The organism is Metabacillus rhizolycopersici, from assembly GCF_020075705.1.
In genome coordinates this window covers 1-17,498 of record NZ_JAIQUM010000087.1, presented here as the reverse complement: position 1 = coordinate 17,498, position 17,498 = coordinate 1, and the positions used below count along the sequence as shown (strand labels likewise).

Annotated in this window: 13 protein-coding genes and 2 rRNA genes; 5 read left to right on the top strand and 10 right to left on the bottom strand. The window is 37.0% G+C overall.

What is annotated here, in order from left to right:
- Window positions 1-107 (bottom strand): 16S ribosomal RNA (locus K9V48_RS23685); the annotation flags it as partial.
- Window positions 108-626: 519 nt separating this feature from the next.
- Between K9V48_RS23685 and K9V48_RS23680 the strand changes: the two genes are divergently transcribed.
- Window positions 627-776, top strand: coding sequence for a hypothetical protein (locus K9V48_RS23680; protein ID WP_224141574.1), 150 nt, complete (start codon window positions 627-629; stop codon window positions 774-776).
- Window positions 777-963: 187 nt separating this feature from the next.
- Here the strand turns inward: K9V48_RS23680 and cobA are convergent, their stop codons facing one another.
- From cobA to nirB (K9V48_RS23655), 5 genes are all read right to left on the bottom strand, one after another.
- Window positions 964-2,448, bottom strand: coding sequence for a uroporphyrinogen-III C-methyltransferase (cobA, locus tag K9V48_RS23675; RefSeq protein ID WP_224141573.1), 1,485 nt, complete (start codon window positions 2,446-2,448; stop codon window positions 964-966).
- 114 nt (window positions 2,449-2,562) lie between these two features.
- Window positions 2,563-2,892, bottom strand: coding sequence for a nitrite reductase small subunit NirD (gene nirD / locus K9V48_RS23670; protein ID WP_410429787.1), 330 nt, complete (start codon window positions 2,890-2,892; stop codon window positions 2,563-2,565).
- 77 nt (window positions 2,893-2,969) lie between these two features.
- Window positions 2,970-5,384 (bottom strand): nitrite reductase large subunit NirB, encoded by a 2,415-nt coding sequence (nirB, locus tag K9V48_RS23665; protein WP_224141571.1) that lies wholly within the window; start codon window positions 5,382-5,384, stop codon window positions 2,970-2,972.
- A gap of 337 nt (window positions 5,385-5,721) precedes the next feature.
- Window positions 5,722-7,854: an assimilatory nitrate reductase catalytic subunit NasC gene (gene nasC, locus K9V48_RS23660; protein WP_224141570.1), complete on the bottom strand. Its 2,133-nt coding sequence runs from the start codon at window positions 7,852-7,854 to the stop codon at window positions 5,722-5,724.
- A gap of 131 nt (window positions 7,855-7,985) precedes the next feature.
- Complete coding sequence (gene nirB, locus K9V48_RS23655) at window positions 7,986-10,331, bottom strand: nitrite reductase large subunit NirB (protein ID WP_224141569.1); 2,346 nt, start codon at window positions 10,329-10,331, stop codon at window positions 7,986-7,988.
- Window positions 10,332-10,654: 323 nt separating this feature from the next.
- Here nirB (K9V48_RS23655) and K9V48_RS23650 point away from each other — a divergent pair, with 323 nt between their 5' ends.
- The 3 genes from K9V48_RS23650 to K9V48_RS23640 all read left to right on the top strand — a co-directional run bounded on the left by K9V48_RS23650 (window position 10,655) and on the right by K9V48_RS23640 (window position 13,739).
- On the top strand, window positions 10,655-11,860 hold the full coding sequence (locus tag K9V48_RS23650) for an MFS transporter (protein WP_224141568.1): 1,206 nt from the start codon (window positions 10,655-10,657) through the stop codon (window positions 11,858-11,860).
- Window positions 11,861-12,095: 235 nt separating this feature from the next.
- Window positions 12,096-12,503: a MarR family winged helix-turn-helix transcriptional regulator gene (locus K9V48_RS23645; RefSeq protein WP_224141567.1), complete on the top strand. Its 408-nt coding sequence runs from the start codon at window positions 12,096-12,098 to the stop codon at window positions 12,501-12,503.
- A 27-nt stretch (window positions 12,504-12,530) separates the two neighbouring features.
- A complete protein-coding gene (locus K9V48_RS23640) occupies window positions 12,531-13,739 on the top strand; it encodes an MFS transporter (RefSeq protein WP_224141566.1) in 1,209 nt (402 codons plus the stop codon).
- Between the two features lie 137 nt (window positions 13,740-13,876).
- Here K9V48_RS23640 and K9V48_RS23635 read toward each other — a convergent pair whose 3' ends face one another.
- Genes K9V48_RS23635 through K9V48_RS23625 form a run of 3 tightly spaced genes read right to left on the bottom strand, consistent with a single transcriptional unit; the run spans window position 13,877 to window position 15,589 of the window.
- Window positions 13,877-14,719, bottom strand: a complete 843-nt coding sequence (locus K9V48_RS23635) for a DUF4097 family beta strand repeat-containing protein (RefSeq protein WP_224141565.1) — start codon at window positions 14,717-14,719, stop codon at window positions 13,877-13,879.
- Window positions 14,716-15,273 (bottom strand): HAAS signaling domain-containing protein, encoded by a 558-nt coding sequence (locus tag K9V48_RS23630; protein ID WP_224141564.1) that lies wholly within the window; start codon window positions 15,271-15,273, stop codon window positions 14,716-14,718. The genes K9V48_RS23635 and K9V48_RS23630 overlap by 4 nt, the downstream gene beginning before the upstream one ends.
- Window positions 15,266-15,589, bottom strand: a complete 324-nt coding sequence (locus K9V48_RS23625; RefSeq protein ID WP_224141563.1) for a PadR family transcriptional regulator — start codon at window positions 15,587-15,589, stop codon at window positions 15,266-15,268. Before K9V48_RS23625 ends, K9V48_RS23630 begins: the two co-directional genes overlap by 8 nt.
- Window positions 15,590-16,023: 434 nt before the next feature.
- On the opposite strand from K9V48_RS23625, the gene K9V48_RS23620 reads away from it, so the two are divergent.
- On the top strand, window positions 16,024-17,067 hold the full coding sequence (locus K9V48_RS23620) for a serine hydrolase domain-containing protein (RefSeq protein WP_224141562.1): 1,044 nt from the start codon (window positions 16,024-16,026) through the stop codon (window positions 17,065-17,067).
- 326 nt (window positions 17,068-17,393) lie between these two features.
- On the opposite strand, the gene rrf is transcribed toward K9V48_RS23620, so the two are convergent.
- A 5S ribosomal RNA gene (gene rrf / locus K9V48_RS23615) occupies window positions 17,394-17,498 on the bottom strand; the annotation flags it as partial.

Below are 17,498 nucleotides of genomic sequence, written 5' to 3'. Positions count from 1 at the left end.
CGTCCGCCGCTAATATCAGGGAGCAAGCTCCCATCAATTCGCTCGACTTGCATGTATTAGGCACGCCGCCAGCGTTCGTCCTGAGCCAGGATCAAACTCTCCAATAAAGTAGTTTGACTTGCTCATATAAATGTCGTCTTATAAAAAGACTTAAAATTAACGTTGACGTTTCTGCTTTGTTTAGTTTTCAAAGAACTATTTTTAAAAGACAGGATAATAATATATCATTTCGTCTCTAAATTGTCAATAACTTATTTTGAAATAATTTTTTCGCAATAAGCTGACAAGAAATAACTATATCAGGTTACAATACTTTCGTCAACCCCTTTTGAGATTTTTTTGTATCTCTCAGTGGGGAATTTCTATAATAACCCCATTCTTCAAAGAAGTCAACAACTATTGGACAAAGAATTTATATTTTTTATCAATATTATGTTTCAGTAGGAAAATAAAAAATCCATAAGTACATAAATTTTATTACATTTAAGAAGACAACTCATTACAGAACCTCAATAAGTCTCTAGATGTGTGAATTTTTAACAAGTAAAATATCCCCGTTATTATTCATGTTACGACTCATAATGGTTAGACTAAAAACTAATACCACATAAAAGGAGATGGCAAACATGGACAAAACGAGTAATGACAAAAATGTGGAAAATTCACACAAAGGAAAAGTATACAGAAGAAAATCAGAGGCGCTTTCAGAATACAAAGTAACACTTCCTGAGCAACCACTTCCTCAGCCTAAGGATTATGAAGAAATCGAGTATTAACTATACAGAAATTAGTAATTCTACTCCCCTACTCTCATTATACCTCGTTAAGAACTTACTATATATATGTAACGAAACTTGCATGTTCTGTGATTGAGAGCTGATTTACCTATCTTCCTAAAAGCAAAAAGGCTGAATCAATATGGTTTGCTCCTTAAAGTAAGGACACCCTATTGATTCAGCCTTTTTAACCTATTGTTGTTGCTACAAATAAACGAGAGCGATCTAGTGAAGAGAAGTCTACGTAGTCGCTACTTTCAACTAACATTTTAGATTTCAGACCATAATTAGCCGCTGTTTGCCAGACCTGTTTCGTTAAGCAAATAATGTTGATCGTTGGGTCTAAAGTGCGTATAGACAAACCATAATGTTCTGCTTCTCTCATAAACGTGTGAACTGAATCACTCGTCGAAAAAAGCACTGATGTGATTGAAGCATCTTCAATTGATCTTTTAATCGCCACGTCAAATCTTTCATCAATCGATGACTGGTAAACATCTGCATAATCATGTTCCCCATATTTATAGTCAAGCTTCCAGCGTTGTTCACTTTTTAGTTTAGTACCTACAATTAACAAGCTGCCTTCCGCATCCATGTCATCAGCTAAACTAGTCATCAACCCTCTATCCTCTAGGGCAATGATTGAAGCTGGCTTTAAACAATAAATCTTTGCCTGTAATTGGCGAATGTCGATTTGGTATTTCTTTAACAGATTAAAAAAGTGCGTAACAGCTTCTGTTGTCGTAAACAATATTCTCTTGTACATCGCAAGCTTATTTCGAACCTTTACATCTAAAGAACCTTCACTTATTTTCCACTTAGGGAATTCAATTACATCAGCCCCTTGGTCTATTAACTGATCGACCATACTTTCTTCTTCAGCACTTCCTCGAGCAAGAATCATTTGTTGGCCAAATAACGGCTTTTTCTCAAACCATTTTATTTTATCTCTCGTCGCAACAATATCACCAACTAACGTAATTGCCGGATTTTCAATGTTTTCATCTTGTACTTTTTGAACAATCGAAGAAAGTGTTCCTACGACACTTTTCTGTCTGCTCCAGGTACCCCATCTGATAACGATGACAGGAGTATCCGGGGATTTCCCGTGCAGAATTAGATTTTCACAAATATGATTTAGGTTTGAAACCCCCATATAAAATGCAATTGTTTGAACTCCTCTAACAAGCCCTTCCCAATCGATATCAGGTTTGCCATCCTTTGATTTATCATGTGCTGTCACCATCGCAAAAGAACCCGCATAGTCTCGATGTGTGACAGGAATTCCTGCATAAAGAGGTGCAGCGATGCCTGAAGTAATTCCCGGGACTATTTCGTATGCCACATTGTGATCAGCAAGAACTTCGGCTTCTTCACCAACTCTCCCAAAAACGCTCGGATCTCCACCTTTTAGTCGAACGACAGTAAAACCTGCCAATGCCTTTTCAAGTAGCGTACGATTTATTTCCTCTTGCCTCATAAAGTGGCGGGTAGGTAGTTTGCCACAATAAATCAATTCACAGTGTGCTTTAGCGTATTCAAGAAGTCTTGGGTTAACTAAACGGTCATAAAGGATAACATCCGCTTTCCGAATGGATTCTAACCCTTTCACAGTGATTAACTCATGATCTCCTGGACCCGCCCCAACTAAATAAACCTTACCTTTTCTCATCTTCCCCATCCTCCCTTAACTTCTATATTAAACGTTTTAAGTAAGGGAAGGCATACTCTCTCCACTTAAATAGCAATTTTATGCTGCCTTACTGTTGGATTTTTTGTTTCTTCTTCAAAGTAAAAGAAATACCTCTCCTTCTTCAACAAGCGTTTCATACGTTTTGACACAACCAAAGTCTGGTTCTTGAACCTTACCGTCCTCAAGGCAAATTTTCCAGTCATGCATTGGACAAAATACATGTTCTCCACTAACAATTCCTTCACTCAAGACTCCGCCTTTATGAGGACATTTATTTTCCACAGCTTTCACTTTACCACTAGAAAGTTTAAACACCGCAACTTCTTTATCCTTTTCTAAATGAACGGTTTTTCCAACTCGTTCTGGTAATTCCAATAACGAACCGACGTACACCTTTGTTTTTGTTACTTTCTTCATGCCCATACCACTCCTTGACGAAATTTTCTGTTATTTCAGTGTATACCTGGAAGAATTCTGATTTTACGAAAAGGTTCAACCAATTAAGACAAGCCAACCGTTTCAAATAGTTCTTTCGTTGTTTTCTCGCTCTCGATAATCTCTTTCCAAGGATCCTTATAAACAGATAACGCCTCATCAATGCGAGCATTTAACTCTTTGCGCTTGTTTTTGTCATCAAGTACTTCTTGGACATGAGCCAAACCAACACGATCTACCCATGCGGATGTACGTTCTAAATAGTTTGCTGTTTCGCGGTAATATTGCAGGTAAGCACCGGTAATTTCCATTGCTTCTTGGTCAGTTTTTACTTTGTATAATAAATCGCCTCCACGTACATGGGTACCACCATTTCCGCCTATATAGATTTCCCAACCACCATCAATACCGATAAAACCAATATCTTTGAAGCCTGATTCTGCACAACTTCTTGGGCAGGCTGATACGGCCATTTTTACTTTGTGAGGAGTTTGTAATCCTTCAAATTTCTTTTCAAGTTCAATACCTAGACCCATTGAATCCTGTGTTCCAAAGCGACAGAATTGTTCACCGACACATGTTTTGACAGTACGCAGTGATTTCCCGTACGCATAACCTGAAGGCATATCTAATTCCTTCCATACCTTTGGTAAATCATCTTTATTTACGCCAAACAGATCAATACGTTGTCCACCAGTTACTTTCACCAATGGTATCTCATATTTATCAACAACATCTGCTATACGACGCAAATCCTTTGCATTTGTTACACCACCGTACATTCTTGGAACAACTGAGTATGTTCCATCCTTTTGTATATTTGCATGCATACGCTCATTCACAAAGCGTGACTCTCTCTCATCTTCATATTCTGTTGGCTTCACCATTCCTAAATAATAGTTAAGAGCTGGACGACATTTTGAACAGCCTTCCTCAGACTCCCAGCCAAGTACATTCATGACTTCTCTTGTATGTGTTAAACCTTTCTCTTTAATTGCTTCTACGACTTCATCTCTTGATAATGTCGTACATCCACAAATAGCTTCCTTTTGAGCAGAAGCATCAAATTCAGATCCAAGAGTATGCTGCAGAACATCTGCAACTAATGATTTACAGCCTCCACATGAACGAGAAGCACTCGTACATGCTTTAATTTCGTCTACAGATGAACAGCCGTTTTCCTGAATCGCTTGAACAATCGTACCTTTTGAAACCCCATTACATCCACAAATAATTTCATCGGCACTCATAGAAGCAACTAAACTCTCTCCTGCAACTTCACCTATCGGCTGTAAAATACTAATCTTTTCTGTATCCGAAATATCTGCTTGTTTTTTGATCATTGCAAACAGTCGATTTCCTTCTTTACTGTCACCAAATAAAACAGCGCCGACAATTTTATTTCCTTTTAAAACAATCTTTTTATAAACTCCATCTTGTTCATCAAATATTTTTATAGCCTTTTTCTCTTCATCCTCAGTAAAGTCACCTGCTGAGAATACTTCAACGCCAGATACTTTTAATTGAGTAGATAATACCGAACCTTTATAAGGTGCCGTTTCTTGACCACAAATGTGTTTAGCTAATACTTTTGCCTGTTCATATAACGGGGCTACAAGACCATATGGGATGCCATTATGTTCTGCACACTCACCTACAGAGTACACATGTGGAAAATCTGTTTGTAAAAAGTCATTTACGATGATTCCTCTGTTTACGGATAATCCACTTTCTTTTGCTAACGCAATATTCGGCTTAATCCCAACGGCCATAACAACTAAATCCGCTTCAAGCTGTGTCCCATCCTTAAACCTCAATCCTTCAACTCGTTCTGTCCCATAAATTTCATCTGTGCTCTTTTCAAGTAGAAATTTCATTCCTTGATTTTCTAATTCCTTTTGCAAAAGCTTACCTGCTGTTTCATCAAGCTGGCGTTCCATTAAAGTCGGGGCAATATGGACAACAGAGACTTCCATTCCTAAATTTAATAGGCCACGTGCTGCTTCTAAACCGAGCAAACCGCCACCAATAACAGCTGCTTTTTTATATTTTTTTGACGCTTCTAGCATCACGTCTGTATCCTTAATATCACGAAATGCAGTTACGCCCTGCTTATCAGCACCAGGCAGTGGAAGGATAAAAGGTACAGAACCTGTAGCTATAATCAATTCATCATACGGTACAATTCTTCCATTATCAGATACTACGACCATCTTGTTAGAATTAATTTCTGTTACCGTTTCTCCCGTATAAAGAGTAATATTATTTTCTTCATACCATTCCCAGTCATTTAATGTAATATCTTTTACCGCGGTATCACCTTGTAATACTTTTGATAATAGAATTCTATTATAATTAGGATGTGGTTCACTCCCAAAAATTGTTATCTCAAATAAATCCTCTGAAACCTTTAAAATTTCTTCGATTGCTCTAACTCCAGCCATTCCGTTCCCTATAAGCACAAGTTTCTTTTTTTCCACCTGTTTTTTCCTCCCCTAAGAAAGTTTCTTTTACTATATCACGTTAAAATAAAATACTTTACATACATGTTAGATTTTCTAACATTGTTTTATTTTATGACAATGGGAAACCTAGTAAACTGAAGGGCTGAGGGCTTATTAAAAAAAGTGCAAGCACCTTGATCAGCTTTAGGCAATGAATAGAAGGTGTTCTTTACCTTCAATTCATTTGTGACTAGGCGCTAGAACAAGACACCCATTCTAAGTAAAAAACTTATACTTTCTTATCTGCTAAAAAGAAAAAGAGGTACGATTGATTCGCACCCCTAAAAATTCCTTATATATTTTTTAACTTTGGTCATACAGGTGTTACATTAACGGCACTCACTTTAAATCCTGGCATTTTACAGGATGGATCAAGTTCTTCACCGATAAGCTTGTTTACATTCTGACTATCTGCCCAATGAAACGGAACAAAAACGGTGTCTTGTCTAATTTTCTCTGACCACCTACTTCTAACTACAATCCTACCTCGTTTTGACACAACAGCAACTAAGCGATTATTATCGATGTTATACTTCCTCGCTGTCTCTGGATGGATTTCCAGATATGATTCGAAGTTTCTCGCTGCTAAGGCAGCACTTTTTCTTGTTTGTTCCCCTGTTAAATAGTGTGACATCACTCTGCCTGTTGTTAAATATAACGGGTATTCTTTACTCGGTTTTTCCTTTGGAACATCAGGAATGTTTTTGACAGCAATCATTTTCGCTTTACCATCTGGGTGTGCAAAGGACTCTTCAAATATTCGCTCTGTTCCTTTGTGCTCAACTTCAGGACAAGGCCAGAGAATTCCTTGTTCTTGTCTTATTCGTTCATACGTAATTCCGTAATAGTCTGCGATCCCACCACGACTAGCTATTCTTAATTCATTAAAGATGTCCTCTGCTTTTGTATATGAAAAATACTTTTCTTTCCCTAGTACTTTTGCAATCTCGCAAATAATTTGCCAGTCATGCTTCACTTCACCAGGACAAGGTCGACTCGCTTCCCGAAGTGTTACTCTACCTTCAAGGTTAGTCATTGTTCCTTCATCTTCTAAATAGGATGAGGCTGGTAAAATAAGGTCCGCTAATTTTGCCGTCTCAGAGACAAATAGGTCAACCGCAACTAGAAACTTTAACTTTTTTAATGCAACCTTTACAAAATTTGCATTTGGGTTAGATACTACTGGATTTGAGCACAACAGGAGCATCCCTTTGATTTCGCCTTCATCAATTTTTTTCAACATTTCAAATGCTGAAACACCTTTTCTAGGAAGTTCATCTTTGTTAATACCCCAAACCTTTGCGATGTAGGCTCGATGCTCTTCATTTTCGATTGAACGATAACCTGGCAGTTGATCAGCTTTTTGCCCATGCTCGCGTGCTCCCTGCCCATTTCCCTGTCCTGTAATCGCTCCATAGCCGGAGTATGGCTTTCCTATTTTTCCTGTAGCGATTAGAATGTTCAGCAAATTCCTTACAGCAGCTGTCCCATCAGTTTGCTGTTCTACACCTCTTGCTGTAAAAAGCATTCCAGATTCTTCGCTTGCAAATTTGATCGCAGCTGTCTTTATTTGCTCAATCGGAACTCCTGTCATTTCAGCAAGATCATGTAAAGATAGTGAACTTACATATTCCCTTACTTCCTCAAATCCTGTCGCTCTTTCTTCAATAAATTGCTCATCAAGTAATTCTTCTTCAATGATTACCTTTAATAATCCATTTGCTAGCGCAGCATCCATTCCAGGTTTAACCTTAAGATGTAAATCAGCAATTTTAGCTGTAGCCGTTTCACGCGGATCAATCACGATAATATAAGCACCATTTTCTTTTGCCTTTTCAAAATAAGGCATAATCGTCGGTTGACATTCTGCGATATTCGTTCCAGCTAAAATAATCACACGCGTAAACGGAACTTCTGTTAATGCATTTGTTAAGCCACGGTCCATTCCAAAGGTTTGATTCGCTGCAGTTGCAGCAGCAGACATGCATAATCGACCATTATAATCGATAAAACGTGTTTTTAAGGCCACTCGAGCAAATTTACCAAGTAAGTATGCTTCTTCATTTGTGATTGAAGCACTTCCATACACAGATAAAGCATCCAATCCATCAGCCGCTTGGATTTCAGTAAATTGGTTTTTAATATGCTCCAATGCTTCCTCCCACGAAATTCGAACAAATTCTCCGTTCACTTTTAGTAGAGGATATTTTACTCGATCTTGATGAAAGGAATGTTGATGGGCATTCATTCCTTTAATACACAATCTACCTTCAGATGTAGGATTGTCTTTCCCTATCGTCGTATACTTTTTTCTTGAAACGATCGATTGTTCTATTAATTGCATCTTACATTGCATACTGCAAAACGGACATTGCGTATCGTAAACTTTTTCCGATTGAACTTCCTGTTGCTTTGTCCGGAAATATTTTAATAATAACTCGGTCAAGGCACATCATCCTTTATTCTTTTAATCTAGTTTTATCGCAGTTTAACAGGCAGTAAACCTCAACTTCAAATCTTCGAGAAGAAGAAAGTTAAGCGGAGGATAAAGAACCCCCCACTGATAAAAGTCTCACTCTATACAGGCTTCCCCACATACGGAAGCATTTCTGCTTCAAGACGTTCAATTAATTGTTTTCTTAGCACATCTTCAAACAATACTTCTCTTATATGGATCAGGCCCACTCTCCCAGTCCAATCACATATTTGCTCAAGGTAATTAGCTGTTTCTCGGTAATATTGAACGAATCCACAAATTAATTCTTTCGCTTCTTGACTATTACTAGCCACAGTAAATAGTTCACCTTGTCTGATATGAGGGCTAATGCTTCCACCAACATAAATTTCCCAACCTCTGTTGATTCCAATCACACTAATATCCTTTGTTATCATATCTACTTCACTATGCTTGCAAGTTGCTATACCTAATACAACTCTATGAGGAGTTAATAAATATTCCATTTCCTTTTCCAATTCGACCGCTAAATGTAGGGCATTTCCCTTACTGCACCGGCATTCTTGGTCACCAAAACTAGCGTTAACAAGCCGGATGTTGTTTTTATGCGCTGGGCGTAAATGCATATTTAATTCTGAATAAACAGCATGGAGATCTTCCTTTTTTATCCCTATTAATTGGATCCTTTGTTCGGGTGTTATCCCAACATCGGTTATTTTATATTTTTCCATGATACTCGAAATCTTTTGAAGTTCTGCTACGTTCGTCACCCCTCCGTACATTTGTGGAGTGATCGAATACGTACCGTCTTTTTGAAGCTGAGCCTTCATATTTTCATTGACAAAAAACGGCTCATTCTTCCCTTCATATTTTGGATAGATCATTGCTAAATAATAATTGAGGGCAGGGACACAGCTTGAACAACCTTCTTTCGTATTCCAATTAAGCTCTACAAATACGTCTTGCAACGAGGAAAGGTTTCTTTGTTGTATTTGTAAAACAACTTCATCCTCTGTTAACGTTGTACAAGCACATAAAGACTTCTTTTGAATAACCTCATCACATTCATCACTATGAATATATGCGAGTAAGTCTGCGACAACTGATTTACATCCTCCGCAGGAGCTAGAAGCTTTAGTACATTGTTTCACCTGATCAACGGTTGTTAATTCCTTCTGCTGAACAGCCTCAATAATTGCCCCCTTTGAAACCCCATTACAATTACAAATAATTTCACTTAGTTTCATAGATTTAATGACGCCTGCATCCTTATCTTTGGATTGGAGGAGCATTCGTTTCTCTTCATCACTAGTATGCTTCCTTTTCAGAATCATATCTAATAGTTTTGATTGATCCGTTGTATCTCCGTATAACACAGCACCAACAATGATATCTCCACGGATGACAATGTTTTTGTACACTCCGTCCATTTCATTGAACATTTTTAACGTCTTAGTCGTTTCGTCTTCACCAAATTCACCGACTGAAAAAAGATCAACCCCAGGTACTTTTAAGCTTGTTGATAAGACAGAGCCCTTATATCCCTCTTCGGCAATCCCACAAATATGCTTTGCCAGAACTTGACCTTGTTCATACAATGGTTTGACTAAACCATAAACCATACCATTATGTTCTACACACTCACCAACAGCATAAATGTCAGATTTATTTGTCTCTAAAAAGTCATTAACGACAATTCCACGATTGGTCAAAATGTCACTTTCCTTAGCCAGTTCTATATTTGGTCTTACACCAACAGACATGACCACCAAATCAGTCTCTACAGATGTTCCATCTATAAACTCGATTTTTTCCACTCTATGATCTCCAACAATTTCCTTTGTCACTTTACTTAAAAGAAATTCAATCCCTTGTTGCTCTAGCTCCTTTTGAAGCATTCTTGATGCAGTTAAATCAAGTTGACGCTCCATCAAATACTCTTGATTGTGTATGACCTTTACTTCTAATCCTAGATTTAATAATCCTCTAGCTGCCTCTAACCCTAATACCCCACCGCCGATCACAACGGCTTTTTTATACTGTTTTGAGGTTTCAATAATGCTCTTACAATCCTCAATTGTTCGAAATGTAACAACTCCCTCTTTATCAATTCCCTGAATTGGGAGAATAAATGGTGTGGAGCCAGTTGCTAAAATCAACTTGTCATAAGAGATTGTACGCTTTTTATCAGTTACGATCTCTTTTTTATTTGAATCAATCTTTACAGCTGTTTCACCAGGATAGAGCTCAATCCGATTCTCTTCATACCACTCTAATGGATTAATCGTTATATCTTGAAATGAAACCTCTCCTTGCAAGACAGAAGATAATAATATCCGATTATAGTTAAGGTGGGGCTCACTTCCTATTATCGAAATGTCAAACGCTTGAGAATTTTGTTTTAAAATCTCCTCAACGCTGCGTACACCCGCCATTCCATTTCCGATCACTGCCAATTTTTTCTTCATCTTAACCCTCCAGCATTAATGGTCTGATCTATTCAATAATCTCATTATTTCATATATTTCTTATCTAATGGTTATTACTGTTAGATTTCCTAACATGAAATTTTGTTATTTTCTCAATTTTACGGGTTTTGATTGGGTTAATTCAAACATTATCATTTTCCAGCTAAGAACTCTTTATCTAATATTTTCACACTACTAAAAAATAATTCTATGTTATATTTTCTGACAGGTAGCTTTTCTAACCAAAATCCTCGGCTTATAATGACTCCATATTGAAAAACTTTAAAAATTAATTGCTGAACACAGTGAAAGGAGTTTATGAAATGAAATTATCTGAACTAAAAGCGAGCGGTCACCCGAAGACACTCTTTTCTTCCTTTTTGTATTTTGATGTAAGCTTTATGATTTGGGTTATGCTTGGGGCTCTTGGTGTTTTCATCACTCAGGATTTTGGATTATCTCCATCTCAAAAAGGGTTAATTGTTGCGATACCAATCTTAGCCGGCTCTATTTTCCGAATTGTATTAGGTGTGTTAACAGATCGAATTGGTCCTAAGAAAACTGCTATATTAGGGATGTGTATCACAACAATCCCATTGCTATGGGGCTTCTTTGCTGGAAATACACTACCGGAGCTATATATGATCGGAATCTTATTAGGGGTTGCTGGTGCAAGCTTTTCCGTTGCCTTACCAATGGCGAGTAGATGGTATCCTCCTCACCTGCAAGGTTTAGCTATGGGGATTGCTGGTGCAGGAAACAGCGGTACGTTATTTGCAACATTATTTGGTCCCCGTATCGCTGAAAATTTAGGATGGCACACAACAATGGGAATTGCTCTAATCCCACTCTTGATTACGTTCGCGATTTTTATCTTTTTAGCAAAGGATGCACCAACACAACCAGCACCACAACCGCTAAAAAATTACTTCAAAGTATTTGCTTATCGAGATACATGGTTCTTCTGTTTACTTTATAGTGTGACTTTCGGGGGATTTGTCGGATTAACAAACTTTTTAAGCATGTTTTTTGTTGATGAATATCAATTATCGAATGTTCAAGCTGGAGATTTTGTCACGCTATGTGTAGCAGCAGGTAGCTTTTTCCGACCAGTTGGAGGCATTATTTCTGACCGAGTTGGCGGTGTGAAGGTTTTAACTGTATTATTTCTCATCGTTGCCGCATGTATGCTTGGGGTTAGTCAGTTACCATCTTTATTAGCCATTATTGTTTTACTATTTGTCGGTATGATGTGCTTAGGTATGGGAAATGGTGCAGTATTTCAGTTAGTCCCACAACGCTTCCAAAAGGAAATTGGGATGGTTACAGGAATAGTTGGTGCCGCAGGAGGAATCGGAGGATTCTTTTTACCGACTGTATTAGGCACAGTAAAAGAACTAACTGGTTCATACGCAACTGGCTTTATCATCTTTACTGTCATCGCGTTACTAGCCTTTGTTATCTTGTTAGTTGCAAACTATTCTTGGAAGAAAACGTGGAATTTAAAAAGTGATGCTATGAAGATTTAATTTTATTACTTCCATTTATTTATTCACCCTTGGTTCACAACTCAGTGCCAAGGGTCTTTTTTTTTCATAAATGTAATAAAAAGATTTTTTAACTGAAGGTCATAAAATAGGAGATTACTTTTGGGGGAATTTAAAGTTTCTATATTAAAGCTTTAATGACTTTACAAACTTCTACTTTATGTTATAGTTGGTTTAGTAATTATTTACCTAGGTAAATAATAAGAGGTGAATGATAATGGAAAACACAAACAAGCTATTTCATATGCTTTACAGGAAAACCCGTTCAATGTCCAAAGAAATGAATGAACAATTGCAACGGCACGAGTTATATAGTTCTCAATGGTCAATTCTGTATTGCTTAAAAATCAATGGGTCCATGACACAGAGCGAGATTTGGCGTTATTTAGTAGTAGAAGCGCCAACTGTTACACGTACGCTTGTGAAACTTGAAGAAGGTGGTTGGGTGAAACGGACACATGGTAGCGATAAACGCGAACGCCTTGTTTCGCTTACAGATAAAGCGATTGAAAACTTTCCAGTGATTGAAAAAGATGTAAAGTCTTTTGAACAGAAGATGCTTGAACATTTATCAGACGAAGAACAAGATAACTTGTTCCACTTATTAACGAAACTTGGTATATAAACGGCAAAAAGGGAGGAATAAGTCCGAATGAATCAAGAAGAAAAACAACAAATTTGGACCAAAAGTTTTATTAATATTTCATTAAGTAACCTGTTTATTTTTATTGCCTTTTATGGCTTATTAACGTCTTTACCAATTTATGTGGTCGATGAGCTTCATCGTTCGAAGCTTGATGCCGGTTTAATCGTGACGATTTTTCTTTTATCAGCCATCATTGTTCGCCCATTTTCAGGAAAGCTGTTAGAGGATTACGGCAAAAAGAGAATGTTAATGATTAGTCTCATCTTTTTTACACTCTGTTCTTTCCTTTACTTATGGGTTGAGCAATATTCATTATTACTTGCATTACGATTTTTCCAAGGAATGTGGTTTAGTATTGCAACAACAGCTACAGGTTCAATTGCTGCAGATCTTATTCCACTAAAAAGACGTGGAGAAGGTCTTGGCTATTTTGTGATGTCGACGAACCTTGCTGTTGTTTTCGGGCCACTAATCGCTCTTTCACTCATCCAAGTCACATCATTTTCAACACTATTCCTTGTTCTTGCCTTATTAATCTCGGTCGGGCTACTAATTACCGCTACAAGTAAAATTAACGAAGTAGGTTCTACAGCAACCAAAGCTAAGAAACGCATCCAACTGTCAGATCTACTTGATCAAAAGGCATTACCTATTGCGATTATTGGTAGTTTAGTTGCTCTTTCTTATTCAAGTGTCCTTTCGTTTTTATCTATTTATGCACAAGAACTTAATTTATTAGATGCGGCTAGCTTCTTCTTCGTTGTTTTTGCAGTCGTCATGCTCGTTGCTCGTCCTTTTAGTGGACGTTTATTTGATACGAAGGGTCCTCACTTTATTATCTATCCAGCACTTGTTCTATTTTTGATTGGACTATTTTTATTAAGTATTACAGAATCTTCATTTATGCTTCTTTTATCAGGGGCATTTATCGGGCTTGGTTATGGAACCGTCGTCCCTTCTTTACAAACACTTGCTGTTCAAGCTACTGATCGTCATAGGAGCGGGCATGCTACAGCTACATTCTTTACATTCTTTGATTCAGGACTTGCGCTCGGCTCATATGTCTTAGGCATCGTCGCTACACACCTTGGATACAGTACGCTATATTTCATAACATCTGCGTTTATGATCATTGTTATTGTATGTTATAAATTGGTATTGAATCGAAAAGAAACTACATCAATACCATTAACGGAGTCGAAACCTAGTTTATAAGGAATCGATTTCACTAAAGGTGACTCTCTACTTTATTGCGTAGAGCAGTCACCTTTTTTTGATTTTTGGCACTACGATCGTTTGAACTTCACTAGTAGACAAAGAGAGATAGCTATAAGGCTATCTCTCTTTGTCTACTATTTTCCGACGGTAATTTCACCAATATCTGTTTTCACTTCTAGTAAAGATCCACCACTCCCAAGTTGAGTGATGATACTGCCAGTAGTCCTATTTTCAAAGCCTTTAAATCCATTTATTGAAACATCTCCAATATCGCTACTTAAATCGAACACTATATTTTCAGGCTCATTTACAAATTTAACAGTAATATCACCTACATCTGATGATAACTCAATGTCATCTGTCATTTCCTCTAAACTGATGTCAATTTCTCCTGTATCTGTTTGCGAATTAATTTTCCCACTGATTTTTTCTAACTCAATATCACCAACGTTCGATACAAACGTTCCTACACCTTTAAATTGATTCACATAAATATCGCCAACGTCACTATGTGCAGTTAATCCAGGTGAATTGATATGATCAATATGAATATCACCTACATCTGCCTTTACTTCAAGCTTATCTAGCAAGTTCTTTGGTAGGCTTACATCTAAAGTCCGTTCACTGCTAATATCTGAATTGATAAAAGGAATTTGCATGAAGAATTTATTTGATTGGCTTACAACAACCTCAACACTTGTAGAATGTTCTTCTACCTTAAATGTTAGTTGCTCCTTTACCTTTTTTGGCACATTTCCATGAAAATGAATAGTAATATCGTCATTTTTGCTTTCCTTAATTTGAATTTCTCCAACATCGACATTAACTTTCATTTCTTTAATATTCTTTGATGGAATTATTTCTCGTTCATTTATCTGGACATTATTACCGAAAGAAAATGCACCACCACTTACTGTAAATAATCCAATAATACCAATAATAAGTACAAGAAGCGCTCCTAATGCGACCTTCTTCATTTCCCAGCTCTCCCCTTTACAATACGAATATTAAATTTCACATATTTTAAGATCATTTGATATAAAAACTTTCCAACATAAATCATTCCGATACTCATTAACACACCCAAACTACAAAAGATTATAGCCATAAAAAATTTTATTAAAAAGTTACTTGGTCCTTCAAAAAGCAGAGAAGCAATCAAACCGATTGGAGAGAGAGTTAGTACTATAGCTGTAGCAGATAATGAAAGATAAACTCCGATGATCGCTACAATTGGTCCTAACAAAAAAATAAGATTAAAAAAACTTAAACTAATTGTCGCAAGGACAGCATGGAACATACTTTTAACTGATTGATCACTTTCAGCTTGAGAAACCAAATACTCAGCTAACAAATCCTTAGCAATTAGCTTTGGATTACCTAAACTTTCAGCAATTTCTGCCTCTGTTTTTCCACTTTCCATCGCTAATTCAAAATGCTCCTCAAAATCATAAAGCATATCAGTGCGGTCATGTTCAGGTACAGTATTAAGCTGACTTGATAGTTCATTTAGAAATCCCTGCTTATCCATGATCCGTTCCCTCCCCAATCAATTCATTGACACCACAGCTAAATTGCTTCCATTCTTCCACCAATTCCAGCATATACTCCCTTCCCCTTTCTGTGAGTTTATAGTACTTCCGCGATGGTCCCTCTGTTGATTCAACTAAATATGTTGTGAAGTAGTCTTCTTTTGTTAACCTTCGCAGCAATGGATATAACGTCCCTTCAGCTACATCGATTCGTTTAGAAATATTTTGAGCTAACTCATATCCATATTGGTCTTTTTTAGAGATCAATACTAGCACACAAAGCTCTAGTACTCCCTTTTTAAACTGAACATTCATTTTCGGTCATCTCCTACTATATGTTGATCACTACTGTGTATTGTTTACTAGTGGACCAAAAGGGTTGTTTTTACCAATTTCAATTATACCGTAACACTCACTAGTGAATAATGCAAGGTACTGATTATTATTTTTTTCCTTTTTTTAGGGGTTTATTTCTAGAGTGTATCGTGGAGTTAAAATAAAGATTAATAATTTATGGTAAATTTCAATAAAAATTCCTGTATTGATCTACTGGATTTCTTTATTTAGTTTATACAGAGGGCGCAGATTTGTTTAAGTACGGATATTATTAACATTTTAAGAATAATATGGATTATGGATTATGGATTATGGATTCTGCACTTTTTACTACATCTTTACTATGACAGAGACTGATTAATAGCAGTGTCTTTTTTTCACTTATCGTAAGCGGTATTCCGAAAGGAGACGTTATGGATATTAATAAAGCTCCGAAATTTGAAAAAATTTTTAATAAAACTATGAATTCAAAACTCATCCACGAAGGAATTGTTTACATCGAAGATACAAATGGTGACTTTTCTTGGTGTAAAGGCTATGGTGGTAAGGAAATCGATTCATCATTATTGATGGCGAGCATTACAAAGCTGTTTACCACTGCTTGTATTTTGATTTTGCAAGAGCAGGGAAAACTGTCTTTGAACAATAAAATATCTGAATTTATAGATAAAGACACTCTAAGCGGGCTTCATATCTATAAGTCAAAGGAATATTCATTTGAACTATTCATATCCGACTTGTTATTTCAAGTTAGCGGATTACCTGATAAATTTGAGGAGAAAAAAAACTCCACGAAAAGGAAAGTAATTAACCAAGATTTCCCCTTTTCCTTTGGTGAACTTTTGCATTGGACAAAGGAATTAAAACCACATTTTGCTCCACGTACGAAAGGTAAGGCCTATTATTCTGACATCAACTTTGATCTACTTGGCGAAATTATTGAAAAGGTAAATGGCACAACATTGGCTGAAGCTTACCAACAATTGATTTTTATACCATTACGACTGGAACATACCTACCTGCCACAAAGTGAAGAAGATTTTGTACCAAATATATACTACAAGGATCAAGTATTGAAGCGACCTAAGTTTATTTGTAGTTGTCGTGCAAGTGGTGGTGCTGTCACTACAGCACGGGAAATGATGATATTTATTAAAGCATTTTATGGCGGTAAGTTGTTTAATAAAGAAATTTTTGATGCACTCACCTATTATAAGAAACTCCAAATCACAATGGGACCTATTTGCTATGGAGGAGGATTTATGAGAATTGCCCTTGGCGGCTTACTAATGCCGTTTATGGAAAAGGGAGACTTGCTGGGACACTCCGGGTCAACTGGCTCTTTTGCATTTTACTACCCACAGAAGGATTTGTTTTTTGTGGGAGATGTTAATCAGTTTGCTAATCCTGCACTGCCAATTCGTCTGTCCATGCAGCTTGCAACGGGAGTAAAATAAGATTTTACACAAGCAGAGATATTGAGCAACCGCCGATTCATGTTTTTCAAAATAGGCTCTTTGTTTTCGTTTCTTTATCAAGAGTTATTGAACTACTTCTATCAATCTATTTTCATTTTAAGTGATCTACGATTAGCTAAAACACTTAGCTGACACTCCCGCAGTCAAAGCAACGGAGTTCCGAAAAACCTTTGCTTCTCTTAATTCGTACATATACAAACGTAAATTTACATACTCAACGATCTAATAGAACAGACAGCTTGGGAATTAAGCACTGCAGAAACACCAAAAAAAGACCAGTATATCTACTGATCTTTTTACTCTTTACCTGGCAACGTCCTACTCTCACAGGGGGAAACCCCCAACTACCATCGGCGCTGAAGAGCTTAACTTCCGTGTTCGGCATGGGAACGGGTGTGGCCTCTTCGCCA

What these genes read in the sequence shown, in the direction of transcription:
- K9V48_RS23680 (WP_224141574.1), top strand. Translation starts at nt 627, where the DNA reads ATGGACAAAACGAGTAATGACAAAAATGTGGAAAATTCACACAAAGGA.
- cobA (WP_224141573.1), bottom strand. Translation starts at nt 2,448, where the DNA reads ATGAGAAAAGGTAAGGTTTATTTAGTTGGGGCGGGTCCAGGAGATCAT.
- nirD (WP_410429787.1), bottom strand. Translation starts at nt 2,892, where the DNA reads ATGGGCATGAAGAAAGTAACAAAAACAAAGGTGTACGTCGGTTCGTTA.
- nirB (WP_224141569.1), bottom strand. Translation starts at nt 10,331, where the DNA reads ATGAAGAAAAAATTGGCAGTGATCGGAAATGGAATGGCGGGTGTACGC.
- K9V48_RS23650 (WP_224141568.1), top strand. Translation starts at nt 10,655, where the DNA reads ATGAAATTATCTGAACTAAAAGCGAGCGGTCACCCGAAGACACTCTTT.
- K9V48_RS23645 (WP_224141567.1), top strand. Translation starts at nt 12,096, where the DNA reads ATGGAAAACACAAACAAGCTATTTCATATGCTTTACAGGAAAACCCGT.
- K9V48_RS23640 (WP_224141566.1), top strand. Translation starts at nt 12,531, where the DNA reads ATGAATCAAGAAGAAAAACAACAAATTTGGACCAAAAGTTTTATTAAT.
- K9V48_RS23635 (WP_224141565.1), bottom strand. Translation starts at nt 14,719, where the DNA reads ATGAAGAAGGTCGCATTAGGAGCGCTTCTTGTACTTATTATTGGTATT.
- K9V48_RS23630 (WP_224141564.1), bottom strand. Translation starts at nt 15,273, where the DNA reads ATGGATAAGCAGGGATTTCTAAATGAACTATCAAGTCAGCTTAATACT.
- K9V48_RS23625 (WP_224141563.1), bottom strand. Translation starts at nt 15,589, where the DNA reads ATGAATGTTCAGTTTAAAAAGGGAGTACTAGAGCTTTGTGTGCTAGTA.
- K9V48_RS23620 (WP_224141562.1), top strand. Translation starts at nt 16,024, where the DNA reads ATGGATATTAATAAAGCTCCGAAATTTGAAAAAATTTTTAATAAAACT.